This is a genomic window from Martinezella rhizogenes (assembly GCF_000799715.1).
GTDB classification, from domain to species: Bacteria; Pseudomonadota; Alphaproteobacteria; order Rhizobiales; family Rhizobiaceae; genus Rhizobium; species Rhizobium rhizogenes_C.
Map to the genome: position 1 here is coordinate 1267620 of NZ_JUHG01000011.1, position 22590 is coordinate 1290209.

Below are 22590 nucleotides of genomic sequence, written 5' to 3' on the forward strand. Positions count from 1 at the left end.
CGGTCCCGCCCATGTCATATCGGGCACTGGGGGTGCTACCCGACACGGTATCCCTATTCCGCGGCGAGAGGGAGAGCCTCCGCCGAATGGTTGTTGTCGTTGCTGTGATGCTGCTTCAGCGGACGGTTGCCGGCCATCCTGCGAATCAGCACGTAGAAGACCGGCGTCATGAAGATGCCGAAGAAGGTGACGCCGATCATGCCGGCAAACACCGCGACACCCATGGCGGCGCGCATCTCGGCACCGGCACCGGTCGAGGTGACCAGCGGCACGACGCCCATGATGAAGGCCATGGAGGTCATCAGGATCGGGCGCAGTCGCAGACGGCTGGCCTCGATGGCTGCCTGAACCGGCGTGCGGCCTTCGAATTCCAGCTCGCGGGCGAATTCCACGATCAGGATCGCGTTCTTCGCCGACAGGCCCACCAACACCATCAAGCCGATCTGCGTGAAGATGTTGTTGTCGCCCCCCGTCAGCCAGACACCCGTCAAGGCGGCGAGCACGCCCATCGGCACGATCATGACGATCGCCAGCGGCAGGGCAACGCTTTCGTACTGGGCAGCCAGCACGAGGTAGACGAGCAGCAGGGCGAGCGGGAAGATAATGATACCCGAACTGCCGGCCAGGATCTGCTGATAGGTCAGATCGGTCCATTCGAAGCTGATGCCCTTGGGCAGAGTTTCGTTGGCGATACGCTCGGCGGCGGCCTGGGCCTGGCCGGACGAGAAGCCCGGAGCCGGACCGCCGTTGATATCGGCGGCGAGGAAGCCGTTGTAGCGCGTCGTCCGTTCAGGACCGGTACTGGCCTCGACCTTCAAGAGCGCGGACAGCGGGATCATCTGGCCCGATGCCGAGCGGACCTTCAACTGGCCGATATCAGCCGCATGCGAACGGAACTTGGCGTCGGCCTGCACACGCACGCTGTAGGTACGGCCGAAGGCATTGAAGTCGTTGACATAGAGCGAACCCAGATAGATCTGCAACGTATCGAAGACATCGGTCACCGAGACACCCAGTTGCTCAGCCTTGGCGCGATCGAGATCGGCGAAGAGCTGCGGCACGTTGATCTGGTAGCTCGAGAAGATGCCGGTGAGCTCCGGCGCCTGATAGGCCTTGGCGAGGAACGCCTTGTTGGCTTCGTCGAGCGCCTGATAGCCGAGACCGGCGCGGTCCTCGATCTGCATCTTGAAACCGCCGGTCGTGCCGAGCCCCTGGACGGGCGGCGGCGGGAACATGGCGATAAACGCATCCTGGATCGCGCCGAACTTCTGGTTCAGCTGCATGGCGATAGCACCACCCGAGAGGTCCGGCGTCTTGCGATCCTCGAACCCCTTCAAGGTCACGAAGACGATGCCGGCATTGGACGAGTTGGTGAAGCCGTTGATCGACAGGCCAGGGAAGGCAATCGCATGTTCGACGCCCGGCTGCTCCAGGGCGATCTTGCTCATCCGCTGGATGACATCATCCGTACGGTCGAGCGTCGCGCCATCAGGCAGCTGCGCGAAACCGATCAGATACTGCTTGTCCTGCTGCGGCACGAAGCCGCCCGGCACGGTCTGGAACAGGAAGTAGGTCGCGCCGATCAGCGCGATATAGACCACCATGACCAGGCTCTTCAGCGACAGGATGCCGCCGACACCCTTGCCATAGGCATTCGAGCCGCGGTGGAACACCTTGTTGAAGCCACGGAAGAACCAGCCGAATGCCAGGTCCATGACCCGCGTCAGCATATCCTTGGGCGCATGGTGATCCTTCAGGAGAAGGGCCGCCAGAGCCGGGGACAGCGTCAGCGAGTTGAAGGCGGAAATCACCGTCGAGATGGCGATCGTCAGGGCGAACTGACGATAGAACTGGCCCGACAGGCCGGAGATGAAGGCAAGCGGCACGAAGACGGCAACGAGCACCAGGGCAATGGCGATGATCGGGCCGGACACTTCCTTCATGGCGCGATAGGTCGCATCGCGCGGACTAAGGCCGTTCTCGATATTACGCTCGACGTTTTCCACGACCACGATGGCGTCGTCCACGACGATACCGATCGCCAGCACCAGGCCGAAGAGGCTGAGCGCGTTGATCGAGAAGCCGAAGACATACATCACCGCGAAGGTGCCGATGATCGAGACGGGAACGGCGATCAGCGGAATGATCGAGGCGCGCCAGGTCTGCAGGAACAGAATGACGACGACGACGACCAGCGCGATGGCTTCGAGCAGCGTGTCGACGACCTTGTCGATCGAGGAGCGCACGAACTGCGTGGTATCGTAGACGATCTCATACTTGACGCCGTCGGGCATCGCCGTCTGCAACTCGTTCATGGTCTTGACGACCTCGTCCGAGATGGTGATGGCGTTGGAGCCCGGTGCCTGGAAGACAGGGACCGCAACCGCCGGCTTGCCGTCGAGCAGCGAGCGCAGCGAATAGTCGGCGGCGCCAAGCTCGATGCGGGCGACATCGCGCAGGCGCGTGATTTCGCCGTTGCTGCCGCTCTTGACGATGATATTGCCGAATTCCTCTGGCGTCGTCAGGCGGCCTTGCGCGTTGACGTTCAGCTGCACGTCGATGCCCGGAGCGCCGGGCGAGGCGCCGATGATGCCGGCTGCCGCCTGGATATTCTGCTGGCGGATGGCGTTGGCGATGTCGCTTGCGGCAAGCCCGCGTTCGGCCGCCTTCTGCGGATCGACCCAGACGCGCATGGAATAATCGCCCGATCCGAACACGCGAACCTGGCCGACGCCGTCGATGCGGGCAAGCCGGTCCTTGATGTTCAGGGTCGCATAGTTGCGCAGATAGGTGATGTCATAGCGATTGTCCGGCGAGATGAGGTTGACCACCATCATCAGGTCCGGCGAACTCTTGACCGTGGTGATACCGAGATCGCGGACGTTCTGCGGCAAGCGCGGCTCGGCCTGCGAGACACGGTTCTGCACCAGTTGCTGTGCCTTGTCCGGATCGGTGCCGAGCTTGAAGGTAACGGTCAATGTCAGCAGGCCGTCGGATGTGGCCTGGCTGTTCATATAGAGCATGCCTTCGACGCCGTTGATCTGCTCTTCGATCGGTGTCGCCACGGTCTCGGCGATGACCTTGGGGTTGGCGCCGGGATATTGCGCGGTGACGACGATCGACGGCGGCACGACGTCCGGATATTCGGAAATTGGCAGCAGTCGCATGCCAATCAGGCCGGCGACCAGGATGAGGACCGATAGCACTCCGGCAAATACGGGACGGTCGATGAAAAATCTTGAGATGTTCATGGCAGAACCCTCTCCAGGGGTGATTAAAAGAGGGCGAGGCCCGAGCCCGTCCGCGACACGCGCAACGAGCATTTCGAAATCAGTGCATTGAGCGAGTGCCGGGAGGGTTCACCTCCCGGCATATCCGTTACTGAGCGGCCGCGACTTTTTCTTCCAGCTTCGGATCGACCACGGCGCCCGGGCGAACCCGCTGCAAGCCGTTGACGATGACCCGATCGCCGGCATTCAGCCCGGCTTCGACGATGCGTTGGCCGTCGGCGGTGTCGCCAAGGCTGATCTGGCGATAGACGACCTTGTTGTCGCCATCGACCACGAAGACAAACTTCTTGTCCTGGTCGGTGCCGATCGCCCGTTCGCTGATCACCAGCTTGCTCTCGGCCTTCGGCTGGCCCATGCGAACACGCACGAACTGGCCGGGGATGAGACGCCCGCCGGGATTGCCGAAGACGGCACGCACGGTGACCGTGCCGCTTGCCGCATCCACTTCATTGTCGATCAGTTGCAGCTTGCCGGTGATCGGCGTGCCACTGTCATTGGCCGTGCCGATCTGCACGGGGATCTGCTCGACCGGCGGAGCGGCGCCGTCGGTGACCGGAAGCTCAGCCAGCGCCCGGGTGACGGTCTGTTCGCTCGCATTGAAGCTGGCATAGATCGGATCGACCGAAACCAACGTCGTCAGAGCCGGCGAAGTGGATCCAGCGGCGACGAGATTGCCCACCGTAACGGCGATCCTGCCGACACGGCCGGCGATCGGAGCCCGGACTTTCGTATAGTCGAGGTTGAGCTGCGCCGTCTGCAAGGTTGCCTGCGCCGCCTTCAGATTGGCTTCCGCCTCGGCATAGTTGCTGGAACGCGTATCCATGTCGCTCTGCGAAATCGTCTTGTTGTCGAAGAGCTTCTGACCACGGCCGACTTCGACCTTGGTCAGGTCGAGCCTGGCATTGGCCGCGCCGAGTTGCGCCTGCGCCTGGGCGACGGCCGCCTCATAGGGTGCGGGATCGATCGTCACCAGCAAGTCGCCCTGCTTGACCAACGCGCCTTCGCGGAAATGCACCGACTCGATGGCGCCGGCGACGCGCGGACGAACCTCGACGCGGTCGATAGCCTCGAGCCGGCCGGAAAACTCCTGCCAGGCTGTGATATCCCGTGCCTGCACCGCCGCGACAGTGACGGGGATCGCCGGCATTGCCGCCGAAGCCGCGTTCTCGGTCGCTTGCGCGCCGCGCGGCAAATCCAGATAGAAGGCCGCGCCTGCAACAGTCGCAGCAACACCCATGCCGGCGCCCCACAGGGCCCAGCGCTTACCGTTGGACGTCATGTTAGTCTCTCCTTGTGGTCCCGGCTTGGGACACGGGACCGAAAATTCCTATCGTCTCGATATCGTCAGGACCCAGAGCGTCGCGCGTTCACACGAACGCTTGCGATTACTCTCATTCTTCACGTCCAGAGCATCTCATCCGCTTCCGGTGGTCCCACGCGATGGCGGGATGCTCTGGTCGATCAAGCCTGCACGTCTTCGACAAAACCCTTGAACGAACAGCAGACATCCTGCTGCCACGACGGCTTGTCCTTCGACTGCCCGCCGTAGAGGGTGGGCCAGCCTGTCCCGGCGGGGAGGACTTGCTGGCGAACACGGACGCCTGCCTCCTTGAGGCGGCGGCCGTATTCCATGCTCTCGTCGCGGAGCGGGTCGTCCTCGGCCGTGAGCACCAATGCCGGCGCGAGGCCCGAAAGCCGCGAACAATATCGAGGCGCCGCATAAGGATGACAGACACCACCCAGAAAACCCAGGTAACGGTTCCAGCCTTCCGTCCAGCGCTCGCGCATGCCGCTTTCCTCCGCCTGGAGGAAAGATTTCGATCCCATGAAGGGATCAAGAAGCGGCGATATCAACACCTGTCCGTCCAGCGAACCGGGCATCTGATCGCGCGCCTTTAAAGCAACACCCGCCGCGACATTGCCACCCGATTCCTCACCGGCGACAAACAGCAGCGATTTTTTCGCCCCGCCCAGCTCAAGCATGTTCCGCTTGTTGCCGAGATAGGCGAGAATTCCGTAGGCACATTCCAGCACCTGCGGAAAGGCATTCTGATTGCCGCTGGTATAGTCTGCGGCAATTACGATCGCACCGGCCTCCGCAAGACTGGCGGCGACAGGCCGTATGGTTGCATGCTCGGTATCGAGAAAAGCGCCACCATGCAGATAAAGCACGATGGGTGCCGCCTTCTTGAGACCTTCACCGTTATAGATCCGCGCTGCGACCGGTCCCGTAGGCACGTTTTCCAGCACAACATCTTTCCACGGCGCGCTCATGAACCCATATCCTTGTCTATTCTGTCGAACATGCCCCTTTCCTAAAGCCATTTCACAGGCTTGGCGACCATGTTCAGGATAATGCGGCCCCCAGCGCCCCGTGCCGCATTGCAACAATCACGAGGATAACATATTGTTATTCCGTTCTGAGAATAAGTGGCCTATATTCGATCAGACTATTCACGAATAACAAACAATCGACCTCTTTATCTGTGGTCGAAGGGCACCCTGAAATGGACCAGCTATCAGCAATGCGGGCATTCGCACGCGTGGTGGAAACAGGCAATTTCACCCGCGCCGCCGCAACTCTCTCCATGCCGAAGGCGACGGTGACGACGCTCATCCAGTCGCTCGAGGCGCATCTCCACGCCAAGCTTCTGAACCGCACGACACGGCGCGTCATGGTGACGACCGACGGTGCGCTCTATTACGAACGCGCCATTCAGATCCTCTCCGAGATCGACGAGCTCGACGGCAGCATCAGCAATTCGCAGAGCCTGCCGAGCGGCCGCCTGCGCGTCGAAATGGCCGGTGCCTTCGCCGAGAAGATCATCATGCCGGCGCTTTGCGATTTCTACCAACGCTACCCGGATATCCATATCGATCTAGGCGTCGGCGACCGGCTGGTGGATTACTTGGCGGAAAATGTCGACTGCGCGCTGCGTGCCGGCATGCCGAGCGACCAGTCGCTGATTGCCCGGCGGGTAGGCGAGATATCTCTCATCACCTGTGCCGCCCCCCGTTATATCGAGAAATTCGGCCTGCCCGAACGACCGGATGAACTGGAAAGCACGCATTATGCCGTCAGCTATTTTCGCGCCCAAACCGGGCGGGTTATCCCGTTCGAATTTCAGCGCGGCAATGAATCGCTGGAAATCAGCCCACGCTACATCCTCTCGGTCAACGACAGCCGCAGCTACGTTAACGCCGCAATGGCCGGCCTCGGCATAGCCCAGGCTCCAGCGTTCATGATTCGCGACGAACTCGCCAGGGGCGACCTCATCCCCGTCCTCCCCGGCTGGACCCGCAACCCCATACCGCTGCACATCGTCTATCCCCCCAACCGGCACCTGAGCAATAAGGTACGCGTCTTCGTTGACTGGCTGGCGAAGTTGCTGGTGACAGCGAAGTTGAACGAAGCCTGACATGCGCGCTAGCCGCCTCCCAATTGGGAGACGGTTCTTCCCGGCGAGATCCAGATCAGTTCCAGGATGCTCCCGCCTGCTGCCGGACCGTCGCGTTCAGCCGGTTCCAGACGTTGTCGACCGCAATCGAGACGATCAGCGCGGACAGCGCTGTCTCGTCATAGTGCCGAGCAGCCTCGTTCCAGATCTCGTCACTCACGGCCTCCGGCCGGTCGGCAAGCCGGGTGACGGCTTCGCCAAGCGCAAGGGCCGCACGTTCGGCCTCGGTGAAATAGGGCATTTCCCGCCAGGCGGAGACACCGACGATACGCTCGATCGTTTCCCCCGCCTTCTGCAGCTTGCGGAATCCCATGTCGGTGCAAACACTGCAACCATTGATCTGGCTAATGCGCAGATGCACGAGGTCCATGGTATTTTCGGACAGGCCGCGATCCCTAAGCGAGGCGCTGAGCGCCATCAGGGCCTGCAGGGTTTCCGGCAGGACGACAGCGGGGTTCTTCATACGAGCTTGCATCATTCTCTCCTTGGAGTGTTTTGATCTTGACGATACCGCTCCCCGTGCCGATCCATTGTCACATCAGCCGGACCTCGTTCGTCATAGGCATGACGGAACAGGATGAGGGAATGTGACCGATGGACGAAAAAAAGTGGCAGGCGGAAAAATTCGAAGCCAACCGGCCGCACTTGCGCGCCGTTGCCTATCGCATGCTGGGCTCACGGACGGAGGCGGAGGACGCGGTGCAGGAGGCATGGCTGCGGCTCAGTCGCTCGGATGTATCCGAGATCGATAATCTCTGCGGCTGGCTGACGACGGTCACCGCCCGCATCTGCCTCGATTGGCTGCGCAGCCGCAAATCCCGGCGCGAGGAGCCGCTGACCATCCGCGTCCCCGAACCTGTCGTCACCCATGAGGCCGGAAACGGCACGGATCCGGAGCAGGATGCCTTGCTCGCCGACTCAGTCGGTCTCGCGCTGCTGGTCGTGTTGGAGAAGCTGGCGCCGGCTGAACGGCTGGCCTTTGTGCTGCATGACATGTTCGACATGGCCTTTGACGATATCGCCCCGATCGTCGGGCGCAGCACGATCGCCACGCGCCAGCTCGCCAGCCGCGCCCGCCGGCGCGTTCAAGGAGTGCCGGCCACGGCAGAGACAGACCTCAGCCGTCAGCGCCATCTGGTCAATGCCTTCTTCGCGGCATCACGCAGCGGCGACATGACCGCCCTTCTCACGGCTCTCGATCCCGACGTTGTCTTCCGCGCCGATGCGGTCGCGACGCGGATGGGCGCGCTTGCCGAAATTCGCGGCAGATCCGCGGTTGCCGAAACCTTCCGGGGCCGCGCCCAGGGCGCCCGGCTTGCCGTCATCAACGGAGCCGTCGGCGCCGTCGTCATCCTCGGCGGGCAATTGCGCATCGCGCTTCGCATCACTCTGACGGGTGACGGCAGTATCACCGGCATCAACGCGATGGCCGATCCCGAGCAATTGCAAAAACTCGATGTGCTGCTGATCGATCCGTGAAGGGCTCACCCCAGCCGCGTCGGGCTCGTCCCCGTCAGCCGGCGAAACATGGCGATGAAGGCGGAGGCACTGCCATAGCCGAGCTGCGTCGCGATCCGCCGCACCGGTTCACCGGCCTCGATCAGCGCCAGCGCCTTGACCAGCCTCGCCGCTGGCGCCACTCGTTGAAGGAGATGCCGAGATCATCGCTGCAGCGGCGGGAGAGTGTCCGCTCGGTCGTTCCCATCCGGCGCGCCCATTCCGCCAGCGAATGGCGATCGCCGGGATCGGCCTGCAATGCCTTCAGCACCGGACCGAGCAGGGGGTCGTCGGTGAGCGGCAGATAGCTTTCGCAGCGCGGGGCAAGACGGATCTGATCGACCAGGACCTGCGCCAGCCGCAGATCCTCCTCCTTCTCCGGAAGCGTGATATCGCGGGCGGCGAAGTCCGCCAGGATCGCCTTCAGCAATGGGCTAATGCTCAGCGTCGAAGGCTCGGCCGGCAGATTGGCGCAGAGCGCTCGCTCGACATAGACGGTGACATAATGCAGGTCATGCTGGTTCCACGCGCCATGCATCGTATCCGGCGGCAGCCAGATGGCATAATAGGGTGGAGACAGATAGCGCACGCCTTCGATAACGAACTCGGCGACGCCCATAAGCGCATAGTTGAGTTCGCCCCACGGCTGGCTTTTCGCCGGGAAGACTGTGCCGCCTTTATAATGCTCCGTGCGGAAGGAAACCGGGCGCGGCGGATCTCCCTCAATGCGTGGTTCGCGTGTCGCCATCTTCTGCTCCGACATGTCCGCAATCCGCTACCTGTGTCTGAAATTCGCTATATACCAGAAATCGGACAGGCAGTAAAAGCAACATCGACAGAACCCCGACCCGGCCGACCATCCGGCAGGAGGACGCCATAAGCAACAAGCCGACCTCTCCCGCCAACGACACTGCCGCCATCATGACGAGCGCGGCGCTGGCGCCCCTGCTCACCGTCCTTATCTGGTCCGGCAATACCGTCGTCACCAAGGCGGCGGCCGGCGTCATTTCGCCCGGCTCGATCTCTTTCTATCGCTGGCTGCTGGCCTTCCTCATCCTGCTGCCTTTCGTTGGCCCGGCCGCATGGCGGAACCGCGCGCTACTCGGTCGATATTGGCTGAAGATCGCCACCCTCGGCGCACTCGGCATGGTGATCTACCAGAGCCTTGCCTATGAGGCGGCCAAGACTACCTCGGCAGTCAACATGGGTGTGATCGTGGCACTGATGCCGCTGCTATCGACATTGCTGGCCGGGGTGCTGGCCGGCGAAAGACTGACGGCGACTAGCCTTGCGGGCGGGGTCATCTCCCTGATCGGCCTGATCTACCTGACTTCGCAGGGCCACCCCGCGACCCTACTAAGCGGCGACTTCCATATCGGCGACGGGCTGATGATCGTCGCGGTGCTGTCCAACTCGCTCTATGGCGTGATGCTGAAGCGCTGGGCGATGCCGCTTCCCATATGGCAACAGCTTTTCTGGCAGATCGGCTTTTCGACCATTCTGCTGATCCCGGTTTTCCTGATGGGCGATATCTCGCCGATCACCGCAACCAACCTCCCGTTGATCCTCTATGCGGCGATTCCGACATCGCTGCTGGCGCCATTGTGCTGGATGATCGGCATCCAGAAACTCGGTGCCGCACGAACCTCGCTGCTCATCAATCTCCTGCCGATCGTCGTCGCGGCGCTTGCCTGGGCCGTCCTCGGGGAACAACTACACGCCTATCACGCCATCGGCGGCGCACTTGCCCTCATCGGTGTCGGCATCGGCCTTCGCCAGACAAAGGTCGCCAAGGGCGAAGAGGTGTCCGGCGCCGATCAGGCGGCTTGGGAAACCGAGGAGGTTTGACACCGCCGCCCTTCGCTCTACGATATCCGGCATGACTGGAATCGCCCAAGCATGAGGGAAACGAGCGTGCACATAGCCCTGGAACCGGTGTCTTCGAGAACGACCATCCAGGAGGGTGTCTACCAGCAATTGCGCAACGCGCTGATGGCCGGCAATTTCGATCCCGGCCAGACGCTGACCATCGCCTCCCTCGCCGAGACCTTCGGCACCAGCAATATGCCGGTGCGCGAAGCGCTGCGCAGGCTGGCGGCGGAAAATGCGCTGGACGTCGCGCCAAACGGTTCGGCCCGCATCCCGATCGTCACGCTTGCCCGCCTTGACGATCTCTGCCGCGCCCGCATCGCCGTCGAGGGACTGGCCGCTGAACTCGGCATTCCCAGATTGACCGCCACCGACATCGCGACCCTTGAACGCATTGCCGCCGAACAGCACGCCATCGGCCTTGGCAGCAATGTCTACGATCTCATGGTGCGAAACCAGCAGTTCCATTTCACTATCTACCGCGCCTCCGGTTCCGAAGTGCTGTTGCAACTGATCGAGACGCTGTGGCTGCGCTTCGGCCCCTATATGCGTATGCTTTCGGCCTCGGTCGAACCGCTGATGCGGACCGGCGAGATTGACCCTGCCGCACCGCATGTCCCGATCATCGAAGCAGTGAAGGCCGGAGATTTCGCCCGCGCCCGTGACGGCGTCATCGACGATATCCGTCGCACCCACGAGATCCTGCGCGACTATTGCCCAGCAACACAGGACGAACCGCGCACCAAGAAACCCACCTCGGCGTTGCGGCGCTGAGACTCCGAAACGGAACGGTGCGAATTTAGTTGAGCCTTCAAATATTTTGTGATCAAATGATCACATCTTGACGTCGAACCCGTCGTTTTCAGCGAGACCATGATGAGCGCCTCCCCTTCCGCATCGAATTTCTCCGGCCATAACAGCTTCCCGGTCGATGAAATCCGCGCCATGTTTCCAGCCATCCGCAAGGCTGGCGATTTCGTGTTTCTCGACAATGCCGGCGGCGCGCAGGTGCCTCAAGCGGTAGTCGATGCCGTCGCCAATCACCTGATCGACTTCAACGTTCAGCGCATGGCAAAATACCAGCACAGCCAGGGTGTCGACCGCAATTTGGACGAGGCGCGCGAAAGCGTCGCCATGTTGGTCAACGCTTACCGACCGGAAGAAATCTCCTTTGGCCTGAACGCCACCTCCTTCATCCGGCTGGTGAGCCTCGGCATCGCCAAGCTGCTCAGCGAGCGCAACGAAATCGTCATTACCGACATGGACCATGACGCCAACATCGCCACCTGGCTGGCGCTGGAAGCCGATGGCGCCAGGATCGTCTGGTGGCGCATGCGCGAAGACGGCACGCTGCACACCGAAGATCTGAAGCCGCTCCTGAACGACAAGACCCGCCTCGTCGCCTGCACGGTGACCGCCCACTCCATCGGCACGATCGTCGATGTCGCCACCGTCGGTCGGCTGGCGCATGCAGCCGGCGCCGAAGTCTTCCTCGATTGTGTCCATTACGGCCCGCATGGCCTGATCGACGTGCAGGCGTGGGATTGCGACTATCTCGTCTGCTCCGGCTACAAGAATTTCTCGCCGCATATGGGCTTCCTCTGGGGCCGCTATGATGCGCTCGTCAAGCTGCCGACCTTCAAGGAAGACTTCATCCCGGACGTGCCGCCCTACAAGATCGAGGTCGGCACCTTCACCTATGAGAACGTCGCCGGCATGAATGCCGCCATCCACTACCTGGAAGATCTCGGCCACCGCTTCCTGCCGACGGGCACTCACACCCGCCGCCAAGCGCTTGCCGCCGCCATGGGCGCGATCCGCGATTACGAACTGACGCTGTCTCGTGAAATGATCGCCGTCCTGAAGCGCCACGGCGCCATCATCTATGGCATTTCCGACGATACCCGCCTCGAACAGCGCGTGCCGACCATCTGCTTCAACATGCCAGACATCACGCCGCAGCAGTTCGCCGCCGAGATGGGCGAAGCAGGCATCGGCCTGCGCGATGGCCACATGTTCGCTCCGCGCCTGATGAAACGTCTCGGTCTTTCGATGGAAACAGGCGCAATTCGCGTTTCTCTGGTACACTACAACAAGATCGAAGAAATCGCCCGCTTCGAAAAGGTTCTTACCGAGGTCATGGCGCGGCACACATAAGCCGCGTGTGAGCGGTGGCGGCGCCCGAACAACTCCGCCACCGCAATGCCTCCCCTCCCCAATCCTGCCCGGCGGCTTGATGGCCAGCAAGATATTTTAAACCTAAAACAGATTGCCGCTTCGCAGCTTTGTTTTTTCGGTCTATCCCTCTCTCACCGACTGTTGGAGCGCGAGGAAAACAATGAGCAATTTCCGCAAGACCTGCATCGACAAGACCTTGCTCATCGGCACCTTCGCCGCCATTCCGCATCCCGTCGCCATCGAAGTCATTGCCGCCTCCGGCGTCGATTTTCTCTGTATCGACTGGGAGCACTCGCAGATCAGCCGCGAGCGAATCGAGGATCTGATCCGCGCCGCCGACGTCCATCGCGTCCCCGCCATGGTGCGCGTTCCCGGCCATGCGCCGGAATCGATCGCGTCCGTGCTGGATGCCGGTGCCGCCGGCGTGCTGGTGCCGCGCGTATCGACAGTGGCACAGGCGAAAGCCGCCGTTCTGGCAACGCGCTATCCACCGATCGGTGAGCGCGGGGTCGGCCCCGGCCGGGCAGCGGCTTACGGTTATCGCATTCCGGATTATCTCGCCAAGGCCAATGCCGAGCTGGTGCTCGCCGTCCAGGTCGAGACGGCGGAGGGCCTCGCCAATATTGCAGACATTGCCGCAGTCGACGGCATCGACGTCATTTTCATCGGTCCCGGCGACCTCTCGGTCTCGATCAATGCCATGGGGCCAGCCGGAAAAGACAGGCTCGATGCCGCCATCGAAACCATTGCGAAGACTGCCCTTACAGCCGGTAAAACGGTCGGCATTTTTCGGCCTTCGCCGGACGATATCGGCACCTGGTCGAAGGCCGGCATCAGCTTCTTCCTGCTTGCCAGCGATACAATGTTTCTGGGCGCCAGTCTGGCTACGGGCGCCGCTGAAGCGCGCGCACGCAACGGTTCGTCGAAAGGCGTATAAAACGCAACAATTTCAGTTCTTTAAGATGGTGGATAATCGCGCCGTAATCGACTGAAAAACTAGACTTTTTAAGCTTAAAACTTTCTTCTTGAAATGCATTCCGTTTTGGATAACGATCTCAAAATGGAGGGTGTTCCAGACACCGCCGCCCGCAATACGCCGGCCTTTTCGATACCAGCTTTCCAGGGGAAGTTTCTTGTCTCTTCTACCGCCGAACAGTCTGTCCGAGACGACACTCAACCGAAACGCCTTCGAAGGCATTCGCGCCCAGATCCGTGATCTGCGCACCGACAATATCGCCGTGCTTGCCAAGCGCGCCCGCGAGCTCGGCGGCGTCATCCCGCTATGGTTCGGCGAAGGTGACCTAGTGACACCAGCCTTCATTCGCGACGCCGCCAAGAAGGCGCTCGACGATGGCCAGACCTTCTATGTTCCGAACATGCGTGGCCTCCCCGCGCTGAACGAGGCGCTATCCGACTATCAATCGCACTGGCATGGCCGCCCGATCCCGATCGAACGGACCACCGTCGCGCCCGGCGGCATGCAGGCGCTCTATATGGCGCTGGAGCTGCTGGTCGATGTTGGCACCAATGTCGTTTATGTCGCGCCGCAATGGCCGAACATCCATAACGCCATCCATCTGATCGGCGGCGAGCCGCGCGCCGTTTCGCTCGATTTCGACACCGACTGGCGCCTTGATCTCGACAAGCTCTTCGCCCGCTGCGACGCCCGCACTCGCGCCATCTTCCTGTCGACGCCAGCCAATCCAACCGGCTGGACGGCAACGCGCGAGGAAATGCAGGCGCTGCTCGACTTCTCCCGTCGCACCGGCATCTGGATTATCTCCGACGAGGTCTATGCCCGTCTCTATTTCGACGGCGAGATCGCGCCATCGATCTTGCAGGTGGCAGAAGACGGTGACCGGGTGATTGCGATCAACAGTTTCTCCAAGGCCTGGGCGATGACCGGCTGGCGCGTCGGCTGGCTGACACACCCCTCCGCTATCGCCGATCAGCTCGGCGCGATGACCCAATATGTCAACAGCGGCACATCGGCGATGATCCAGGCAGGTGCCGCCGCCGCCATCCGTGAGGGCGAGCCGCTGGTGGCCGAAATCCGCGCCAGAATCAAGGCGGGCCTCGATCTTGCCTATGAAAAGCTGCCGCAAATCCCTGGCGTCATCCTGCCGGAAAAGCCGCGCGGCGGCATGTATGCCTTCTTCGCCCTGCAAGGCGAAGCCGATGCCACGGCGGTCTGCGAGCGCATTCTCGAAACCGCGCGTGTCGGCCTGGCGCCCGGCTATCATTTTGGGGAAGCGTCGCGTCCATTCCTGCGCATGTGCACCTTCCGCGACACCGAGCAGATGCGGATTGCACTCGATCGCATGGTCGATGCCATGACGTGACGGCCTGCCGGATAGGCTGGCCCGGCAATACCCACGAACAGAACGCGTCCGTGGCCATAACCAGAGGGAGAACAATGAAATGAAGCTTACCCGCCGCAATCTACTGGTCCTTGCGACCATCGCCGGCATGGCCGGTGGCAGCCACTTCGCCTACGCCGCCGATGTGCTGAATGTCGGCTCCTACCCGAACAACCCACCCTTCGAATACAAGACCGCGAACGGCACCTTCGAAGGCTTCGAGGTCGATATCGTCAATGAAGCCGCCAAGCGCGCCGGCATGACGACCAATATCGCCGACTATGGCTTCCAGGCCCTGTTCGCCGCCACCAGTTCCAAGCGCATCGACGTGGCGATCTCCTCGATCACCATCACGCCGGAGCGCCTGAAGTCGCAATCCTTCACTCAGCCCTATTACGATTCCGACATGGGCATCGCCACCAAGGATGGTAGCCCGATCAAGAGCCTTGCCGATCTCAAGGGCAAGACCATCGGCGTCCTCTCCGGCTCGACTGGCGAGAAGTGGGCCAACGACAACAAGGCCGCCGACGGCTTCGCCGACGTCAAGGGCTACAATGCCCAGCAGGATGTATTCCTCGATCTCGGCGCCGGCCGCATCGATGCGGTCGTCAGCGACGTTCCCGGCATGCAATATCTCTTCGTCAAGACCAAGGGCTTTGCCATCAAGGACCGCATCAAGACAGGCGAACAATACGGCCTGATGATGACCAGGGACTCGCCGCTGGTCGGCAAGATCAATGATGCCATCACCGCCATGAAGAAAGACGGCACGCTGGAAAAAATCCACGAGAAGTGGTTCGGCAGCAAGGCTCCCGCCGGCTCCTCCACCGTCACCGAAATGCCTATACCCAAGGCGTGATCAAAAGATCATATTCTACGCGAGCACTTACGCCGGCCCCACTCGGCCGGCGTCATTTTGGATAGACCTTCACTTTGTTCCGCCTGATGGGAGTGCCAATGTCGTTCGTCGATACCTTCTTCAATTCCGACGTCATGATTTCGGCTTTCCCGCAATTGCTGCGCGGCCTCTGGATGACGATCGCGCTTGGCGTGGTCAGCATCGTCATCGGCGTTTCGGCCGGTCTCATCGTCAGCCTGATCCGTCTCTACGCGCCCAAGCCGATCCGCCTGTTGATGGTCGGCTATATCGACATCATGCGCGCCATGCCGATGCTGGTGGTGCTGATCCTGATCTACTACGCCCTGCCTTTTGTCGGCATCAGCTTTTCCGCCTGGTGGTCGGCGATCCTGGGCTTCTCGATCGTGCTCGCCGCCTACTCGGCCGAAGTCTTCCGCTCAGGCATCGAAAGCGTGCCGCGCGGTCAGTTCGAGGCCGCCGCCGCGCTCGGTATTCCCTTCCTGATCACGCTCTACAAGGTGGTGCTGCCACAAGCGATCCGCATCGTCATTCCGCCGACCACCAGCAACTGCGTCTCGATGTTCAAGGACACGTCGCTCGCCTCGACCGTGGCATTGCCGGAGTTGCTGAAGGAGGGCCAGAATGCGCAAGGCTTCTATGCCAACCCCTCGCCGCTGATCATGGCGGCGCTAATCTACATCATCCTGCTCTGGCCGATGGTGCGGCTCGTGAGCGTGCTCGAAAAAAGGTTCAAGAGCGAGCAGGCGCGATAGAGTGTTTTTACGCAATTCCGGACGGAAAACCGCGGCGCACTTTTCCTGGAATTGCTCTAGGCACCGCCATCAATCGAAAGCCGCACCCGAGAGGTGATTGTTGACCGACGATTTGACCTCGCCGATATCCTTCCAGAGTTCGGCGATGATTGTCGGGTCGACATCGGCCATCAGGTCGCGCAGCCAGCCCTCATGGGCGGCAGCCATTGCAGCGAAAATCTCGTCGCCCTTCTTCGTCAGCTTGGCGACCGTGACACGCCGGTCACCGTCGGGTGTCTCGCGCAGCACCAGACCGTCCGTTTCCAGCCGCTCCACAAGTCCCGTGACATTGCCGTTGGTGACCATCGTGCGCTTGGAAAGCTCGCCGAGCCGCAGGCCATCATGCTCGCGATAGAGCTGCGCCATCAGGTCGAATTGCGGCAGCGTTGCGCCGAACTCGTTGCGCAGGCGCCGTCGGATTTCCTGTGATATCAGCTTGGTGGTCGATAGCATCCGCAGCCAGAGCCGCAGCTCCTGTTTCTTGCCCTCCTGGGTGCCCCGGACGATAATTTCCAGATCGACGGTTCCGCTCTCGGATTCTGCCATGGTTTAAGCTCAGATCGCCACGTTGCTATTTCATATATGAACGGTCTACGGAGCAATATTTCAAATGTCAAAGGTTTACGCGTCAAGCCCGAAGACGGTCACTTCGCCAGCATTTTCCCCAGCATGAAACCGGAGCCGGCACCCGTCCCCGCACCCGGCCAGGTGGAAGCCCCGCACATATAGAGCGAACCGACCGGCGTCTTGTAGCGCGAATAACCGGCGACCGGGCGAAATAGAAAATTCTGGTCGAGATGGTGGCTGCCGGAAAGATTGTCACCGCCGATCAGGTTCGGGTTCTCCCGCTCGATATCGACGGGCGAAAACACCGCTTGTGCCAATATTTTGCCGCGCAGGCCAGGCGCATAGCGTTCGATGATGTCGAGCACGCGCTCGGCATAAGCCTCCTTTACCTCGTCCCAACTCCGCCCGCCAATCTCACCCGCCGCATCGCCGCTGAATTCCGCCGGCAGAACGCGCACCTGTATCCAGAGCACATGCCGCCCATCCGGCGCGCGTGACGGATCGATCGCCGTTGGCTGACCGACCACCAAAACCGGCTCGGCCGGCAGGAACCCACCCATCGCTTCGGCATAGACGCGCGACATCATTTCGAGATCCGGTGCGATATGGACATAGGCGAAGGACTTGAGCGCCTCGCCTGCTGTCCAGTCCGGTAGATCGGAGAGCGCCAGATGGATCATCATCGTCCCCGGACCGGCGCGGAACTTGGCGACTTTGCGGTCGAACTCCTGACGCGACGCCTCCTGGTCGAGCAGCTTTCCGAACAGGATCTGCGGATGGACATTGGCGATGACGGCACGCTTGGCCTCGTAACGGCGTCCGTCGGCGAGGACCACGCCGGTCGCCTTGCCCCCGGAAGTGATGATCTTGTCGACCCGCGTGCCGAGCATCAGCTCACCGCCCTTGGCCTTGAGCACACCCGCCATCGCGTTCACGATTGTATCGGCGCCACCCTTGCCGATCACCATGCCGAAAGCCTGATTGGCCATGGATTCCAGATAGGAAAACAGCGCGCCGCCGGCGACATCGGGGGCGAAATCGAGATGCAGCCCCCAAGCCGCCATCATCGTCTTAAGCTTGGCACTCTCAAACCGCGCATCGAGAAAATCGCGCGGCGAGGCAAACAGCATGCGCGCGGTGTCGTAAAGCCAGCTGGTCCCCTTCTCCCGCCAGGCCTTCCAGATCACCTTGGCTGTCTTCGCCGACGGCATCGGTGCGCCAAGCAGGCCGAAAATATGCGGCGCGTCCGAACCGAATTCGGACAGCATGGCCCGCCATGCGGCGGCGTCCTTTGGCGAGATATCGGCGATCGCGCCCGTGGTCTTTTCCAGATCGGTGCTGACGCCGAGATAGGTACCGTCGCGAAAGACGCTGGCAAAGCAATCGGCCGCCGGTACGAAACCGATGCCCTCGGCGGTCAACTCGCTTTTGTACTGTGCGAAAAAGGCGGAGCCGGCGAACATCGAGAGGTTCATGGCACAGAGATCATGACGGAAACCCGGCAGCGTCACGTCGCGGGTTTTCACCGCACCGCCCGGCTCGGCATTGCCTTCGATGACGGCGACTTTCCAGCCCTTGGCCGCCAGATGCACCGCCGCCGCCAGGCCATTGTGACCGGCACCCACAATGATCGCATCATAGTTCATCGATCGCCCCTCTTATGCCGTGATTATTATCATCACATGCATACATTTTAAGTTTTAGGCTTCAAGTACCAGAAATCGGAAATCACGGAGACCGACCACAACCAAATGTCGAACATTCCAGTAAATGTAGTGAAAATAGCGTTTACTTTCCAGCGTTTGGATTGGTTGCAAAGTCTCAAAGATCCATCCGGTTTTTGCCCTCGACACCCCGGCGAAATGCTTGCATTATCATATATTGTAAACTAGGCTCGCCCCATCCTGCTGCCGCCGCACGGCTTCGCGATTTGAGGAAATGCGTCACGCGCCTGGCGGCAAGGGCTTTCAAAGCTGGTCCTGAGATGAAGGTCCGCGAAGCGGTCCCGCATGGAGGATCATGCCAAATCAAGGGGAACGCAACATGACCGTCAATACGCTTGCCAGCCTGGCCTCGGCGCTCGTCTCGGGTGCCATCAAGGTCGTCGACCTGACCGCGCCGCTCGGCCCGGAAACGCCGGTGCTCTACCTGCCGCCACAATTCGGCAAGAACACGCCGTCTGTCAAGGTGCACACGATTTCGGAATATAACCAGGATGGCCCCTTCTGGGCCTGGAACTGGCTGGAACTCGGCGAACACACCGGCACGCATTTTGACGCGCCCAGCCACTGGGTCACCGGCAAGGACAACCCGAACAATACGACCGACACCATCCCGCCGCAGAACTTCGTCGCCCCGGTCAACGTCATCGACCGCTCGAAGGAAGCCGCCGCCAATCCGGACTATCTGCTGACCGTCGACAGCATCAAGGAATGGGAAGCCGAGCACGGCGCAATCGAAGCCGGCACCTGGGTAGTGCTGCGTACCGACTGGTACAAGCGCAACGGCTCGACCGAAACTTTCCTGAACGCCGATGAAACCGGCCCGCATTCGCCAGGCCCGACCGCCGAAGCCATCGAATATCTGCTGACCAGGGGCATCATCGGCTGGGGTTCGGAAACGATCGGCACCGACGCCGGTTCCGCCGGCGGCATGAACCCTCCCTTCCCGGCCCATAACTTGATGCACAAGAACAATCGCTACGGCCTCGCCAGCCTGTCCAACCTCGACCAGCTTCCGGCCAAGGGCGCCGTGCTGATCGCAGCACCGCTGAAATTCGTCAAGGGTACCGGCTCTCCGGTGCGCGCACTGGCACTCATTGCATGATAGGCTGAGGGGTCGAAGCGTGGCGGCGCTTCCACCCCTTTCTTCGGGATTTCTCTTTGCCAGCGGGGCGGCATGGGCGACCATGATTACATTATCGTCGGCAGCGGCATCAACGCACTGGTTGCGGCCGCCATGCTCGGCAAGAAGGGCCGCAAGGTGCTCGTCCTCGAGCGCAACGACCGCATCGGCGGTTGCCTGCGCAGCGAGGAAATCACCGAGCCGGGCTTCATCCATGACGTCATGGCGACGACGCTGGTTCTGTTCCTGACCTCGCCCGCCTATGGCGCCATCGGCAAGGATCTGGAGGCACGCGGTCTCGAATTCTGCCATGCCGAGCTTCCGACCGGTGTGCTGAGGCCGGATGGTTCACATGTCATTCTCTCCAAGGACCGGCAGCGCAATATTGCCACCTTCGATGCGCTGTCGCCCGGCGACGGCCAGACCTTTTCGCGTGAGATGGATGCGCTGGCCGCCGACGCGCCCTTCCTGTTTTCGCTGCTCGGCGGCGCGCTATGGTCGCGCCCGACCTTGAAGATGATCGCCAAGCAAGGCTGGAACCGCGGCCTGCGCAATCTTGCCGCCTGGTTCGGCGAGGCCCTGACACCGGCGCGCGGCTATCTCGAAACCACCTATCGATCCGAAGACATCCATGCGCTCTGGGCGCCCTGGGTGCTGCATTGCGGCCTCGGGCCGGAAAGCGCCTATTCTGCCGAAATGCTGAAGGTCATCGGTTTCGCCATAGAGCTTGCCGGCGCGCCCGTCGTCAAAGGCGGAACGGGCACGCTGCTGACGGCCTTCGAGCGGCTAATTACGGACAATGGCGGCGAAATCCGCACCGGCACCGATGTCGAAAGCGTCATCTCCGGTCCCGGCGGCCGGGCCGGTGGCGTCAGGCTTGCGAGCGGCGAAACGCTGAAGGCCAATGCCGGCGTCATCTGCTCGGTGACGCCGAACCAGCTCTACGAACGGCTGATGAAAGACTGGCCGACGCCACTTCCCGCTGAGATCAAGTCCGGCGTTGCCAGCTATCGCTATGGCAAGGGCAACATGCAGATCCACTACGCCCTGTCCGAACCACCGCGCTGGAAAGCCGGTACGGACCTCGGCAAGGTGGCGCTGCTGCACCTGACCCCCGGCCTCGACGGCGTATCGCGCGCCGCCAATGAATGCGAACGCGGGCTGCTGCCGGCCGAGCCGAGTGTCTGCGTCGGCCAGCCCGTCTCCTTCGACCCCAGCCGCGCGCCGGAGGGCAGATCGATCCTCTGGCTGCAACTTCCCGAAGCACCGCGTCACATCAAGGGCGATGCCGCCGGCGAGATCGCGACGCCTGCCGATGGCCGCTGGACGGAAGAAGTACGCGAGCGCTATGCCGACCGCGTCGAAACGCTGCTCGCCAGCCACATCGAGAATTTCGCCAGTATCAAGCTTGCCCGGCGCGCTTATTCCCCGGCTGATCTCGAAGCCATGAACATCAATCTCGTCGGCGGTGATCCCTATGGCGGCTACAGCGGCATAGACCAGTTTTTCCTCTGGCGCCCCTTCAAGTCCTCTGTTAACCACCGCACTCATGTAGCAGGGCTATACCACATCGGTGCTTCGACACATCCAGGAGCGGGCCTCGGCGGCGGCTCGGGTTTCCTGCTCGCAGCATCATTGAAATAGCAAGATCCCACGAGGAGATATCGTTCATGGAGGAACGGTTTTCAGGCGCCGTTTTGCGGCATAACCATGATGGCGCGGAGAAGCGTCCGACCATGGGCGAAATCGGGCTCAACCACTTCGCTCCCTATCTGATGAACCGGCTGATGGCCCGCTGGAACATCAACATGTCGGAGGAACTGCGCGAATATGACATGACGACCGCAAAGATGCGCGCACTCGCCGTCCTCAGCGTCTCCTCCTCGGTCACCATCAACGAGCTCTCCATCTTTGCCGTCACCGAGCAATCGACGATGAGCCGAACCCTGGACTCGCTGGAACAACAGGGCTTCATCCGCCGCCAGCCCCGCGCCGAAGACATGCGCATCCGCGACGTCTCCATCACCGAAGACGGCCGCGCCGCTTTCGAGAAGGTCTGGCCGACCATGTACGACCTATTCCTGCAGATGTTCGACGGCGTGGAAGAAGCCGAATACCGCGCCTTCATCGCGACGCTGCATAGGGTGCTGCATAATATCAGGAAGCATGAGATTTGAAGCAAAAGTGAAATCTGCAATCTTTCAGGATGAAAGGTTTCGAAAGATAGAAAACCGGCCGGCCGCTTCCTGTTCCATCAAAGTACGGCTGAGGAAAAGGATAAGTCGAAATTATGGGCCACCTAACGATACGGACCATTGATGATGCCGACCAGCTGATGACGACAATAAGTAGGTCTGCTGCTCAGGCCCACGCTTGGATTTCTGCACAAGCAGGTGACCCTTTAGACATGCTGAAACGAATGAAATTCGAGCCCATTGGGTTTCATCCTGTTGAGAAACGCGCTTTAAATTTGATTGAGCAGATTAATCAGACTTGGACCTATGCTGTGGCTATTGCAGCGGTTCGTCAGCTTTTGTTACTACATCCTGAAGCTGGCGGGTTTAAGCTAGCGCCGGGCGCGCATGCGTCTCTTCCCCTTGATATTATGAGCGAAATTGACGGCCTGGTAGGCGCGGAAACCTTTGCAGCGGTTTCGCCACACAACAACAATAAACTAGCTCAGGATCTAAAAAAGCTTGAGCAGCACCATGAGACCTATCGTTATATATTCTTCATGTCGCCAAATTTTCCTGGCAACACACGTCACACGCGGTTCGAACGCGACGGAATTCAGGTTTGGTCGGTTGATATATAGTAGGATACGCTATTGTATGCGTTCGAGAATTAACCGAACAG

The 22590-nt window shown here is 61.1% G+C and carries 21 protein-coding genes; 13 read left to right on the forward strand and 8 right to left on the reverse strand.

Annotation, left to right across the window (positions count from 1 at the left end):
• Positions 1–53: 53 nt before the first annotated feature.
• The 3 genes from EX00_RS10030 to EX00_RS10040 all read right to left on the reverse strand — a co-directional run bounded on the left by EX00_RS10030 (position 54) and on the right by EX00_RS10040 (position 5564).
• Positions 54–3251 (reverse strand): efflux RND transporter permease subunit, encoded by a 3198-nt coding sequence (locus EX00_RS10030; protein ID WP_047456720.1) that lies wholly within the window; start codon positions 3249–3251, stop codon positions 54–56.
• A gap of 127 nt (positions 3252–3378) precedes the next feature.
• Positions 3379–4569, reverse strand: a complete 1191-nt coding sequence (locus tag EX00_RS10035; protein WP_047456721.1) for an efflux RND transporter periplasmic adaptor subunit — start codon at positions 4567–4569, stop codon at positions 3379–3381.
• A 182-nt stretch (positions 4570–4751) separates the two neighbouring features.
• Positions 4752–5564, reverse strand: coding sequence for an alpha/beta hydrolase fold domain-containing protein (locus EX00_RS10040; protein ID WP_047456722.1), 813 nt, complete (start codon positions 5562–5564; stop codon positions 4752–4754).
• 233 nt (positions 5565–5797) lie between these two features.
• Between EX00_RS10040 and EX00_RS10045 the strand changes: the two genes are divergently transcribed.
• Positions 5798–6709 carry a LysR family transcriptional regulator gene (locus tag EX00_RS10045; protein WP_047456723.1) on the forward strand — a complete coding sequence of 304 codons (912 nt, stop codon included), beginning with the start codon at positions 5798–5800 and terminating at the stop codon, positions 6707–6709.
• A gap of 55 nt (positions 6710–6764) precedes the next feature.
• Here EX00_RS10045 and EX00_RS10050 read toward each other — a convergent pair whose 3' ends face one another.
• The gene (locus EX00_RS10050) at positions 6765–7223 is read right to left on the reverse strand and encodes a carboxymuconolactone decarboxylase family protein (protein WP_047456724.1); all 459 of its coding nucleotides are present in this window, start codon (positions 7221–7223) and stop codon (positions 6765–6767) included.
• A 119-nt stretch (positions 7224–7342) separates the two neighbouring features.
• Here EX00_RS10050 and EX00_RS10055 point away from each other — a divergent pair, with 119 nt between their 5' ends.
• Positions 7343–8227 (forward strand): sigma-70 family RNA polymerase sigma factor, encoded by an 885-nt coding sequence (locus tag EX00_RS10055; protein WP_047456725.1) that lies wholly within the window; start codon positions 7343–7345, stop codon positions 8225–8227.
• A 5-nt stretch (positions 8228–8232) separates the two neighbouring features.
• Here the strand turns inward: EX00_RS10055 and EX00_RS31970 are convergent, their stop codons facing one another.
• Positions 8233–8388: a helix-turn-helix domain-containing protein gene (locus tag EX00_RS31970; protein WP_234708995.1), complete on the reverse strand. Its 156-nt coding sequence runs from the start codon at positions 8386–8388 to the stop codon at positions 8233–8235.
• On the reverse strand, positions 8349–9008 hold the full coding sequence (locus EX00_RS10060) for an AraC family ligand binding domain-containing protein (protein ID WP_234708996.1): 660 nt from the start codon (positions 9006–9008) through the stop codon (positions 8349–8351). Before EX00_RS10060 ends, EX00_RS31970 begins: the two co-directional genes overlap by 40 nt.
• A gap of 158 nt (positions 9009–9166) precedes the next feature.
• Between EX00_RS10060 and EX00_RS10065 the strand changes: the two genes are divergently transcribed.
• From EX00_RS10065 to EX00_RS10095, 7 genes are all read left to right on the forward strand, one after another.
• Positions 9167–10093 carry a DMT family transporter gene (locus EX00_RS10065; RefSeq protein WP_234708997.1) on the forward strand — a complete coding sequence of 309 codons (927 nt, stop codon included), beginning with the start codon at positions 9167–9169 and terminating at the stop codon, positions 10091–10093.
• Positions 10094–10159: 66 nt separating this feature from the next.
• Positions 10160–10888: a GntR family transcriptional regulator gene (locus EX00_RS10070; protein WP_047457678.1), complete on the forward strand. Its 729-nt coding sequence runs from the start codon at positions 10160–10162 to the stop codon at positions 10886–10888.
• A 102-nt stretch (positions 10889–10990) separates the two neighbouring features.
• Entirely contained in the window at positions 10991–12271 is a 1281-nt protein-coding gene (locus tag EX00_RS10075) for a cysteine desulfurase-like protein (RefSeq protein ID WP_047456727.1), read from the forward strand.
• Between the two features lie 181 nt (positions 12272–12452).
• The gene (locus EX00_RS10080; protein ID WP_047456728.1) at positions 12453–13229 is read left to right on the forward strand and encodes an HpcH/HpaI aldolase family protein; all 777 of its coding nucleotides are present in this window, start codon (positions 12453–12455) and stop codon (positions 13227–13229) included.
• A gap of 196 nt (positions 13230–13425) precedes the next feature.
• Positions 13426–14634, forward strand: a complete 1209-nt coding sequence (locus tag EX00_RS10085; protein WP_047456729.1) for a pyridoxal phosphate-dependent aminotransferase — start codon at positions 13426–13428, stop codon at positions 14632–14634.
• A 79-nt stretch (positions 14635–14713) separates the two neighbouring features.
• Entirely contained in the window at positions 14714–15511 is a 798-nt protein-coding gene (locus tag EX00_RS10090) for an ABC transporter substrate-binding protein (RefSeq protein WP_047456730.1), read from the forward strand.
• Between the two features lie 98 nt (positions 15512–15609).
• A complete protein-coding gene (locus EX00_RS10095; protein ID WP_047456731.1) occupies positions 15610–16284 on the forward strand; it encodes an amino acid ABC transporter permease in 675 nt (224 codons plus the stop codon).
• A 69-nt stretch (positions 16285–16353) separates the two neighbouring features.
• Here the strand turns inward: EX00_RS10095 and EX00_RS10100 are convergent, their stop codons facing one another.
• Positions 16354–16869, reverse strand: a complete 516-nt coding sequence (locus tag EX00_RS10100) for a MarR family winged helix-turn-helix transcriptional regulator (protein WP_047456732.1) — start codon at positions 16867–16869, stop codon at positions 16354–16356.
• Positions 16870–16967: 98 nt separating this feature from the next.
• The gene (locus EX00_RS10105) at positions 16968–18536 is read right to left on the reverse strand and encodes a phytoene desaturase family protein (protein ID WP_047456733.1); all 1569 of its coding nucleotides are present in this window, start codon (positions 18534–18536) and stop codon (positions 16968–16970) included.
• Positions 18537–18933: 397 nt separating this feature from the next.
• On the opposite strand from EX00_RS10105, the gene EX00_RS10110 reads away from it, so the two are divergent.
• From EX00_RS10110 to EX00_RS10125, 4 genes are all read left to right on the forward strand, one after another.
• Complete coding sequence (locus tag EX00_RS10110) at positions 18934–19716, forward strand: cyclase family protein (protein WP_047456735.1); 783 nt, start codon at positions 18934–18936, stop codon at positions 19714–19716.
• A gap of 72 nt (positions 19717–19788) precedes the next feature.
• Complete coding sequence (locus tag EX00_RS10115; RefSeq protein ID WP_047456736.1) at positions 19789–21378, forward strand: phytoene desaturase family protein; 1590 nt, start codon at positions 19789–19791, stop codon at positions 21376–21378.
• Positions 21379–21404: 26 nt separating this feature from the next.
• The gene (locus tag EX00_RS10120; protein WP_047456737.1) at positions 21405–21911 is read left to right on the forward strand and encodes a MarR family winged helix-turn-helix transcriptional regulator; all 507 of its coding nucleotides are present in this window, start codon (positions 21405–21407) and stop codon (positions 21909–21911) included.
• 113 nt (positions 21912–22024) lie between these two features.
• Positions 22025–22549 (forward strand): hypothetical protein, encoded by a 525-nt coding sequence (locus EX00_RS10125; protein ID WP_047456738.1) that lies wholly within the window; start codon positions 22025–22027, stop codon positions 22547–22549.
• Positions 22550–22590 lie beyond the last annotated feature (41 nt).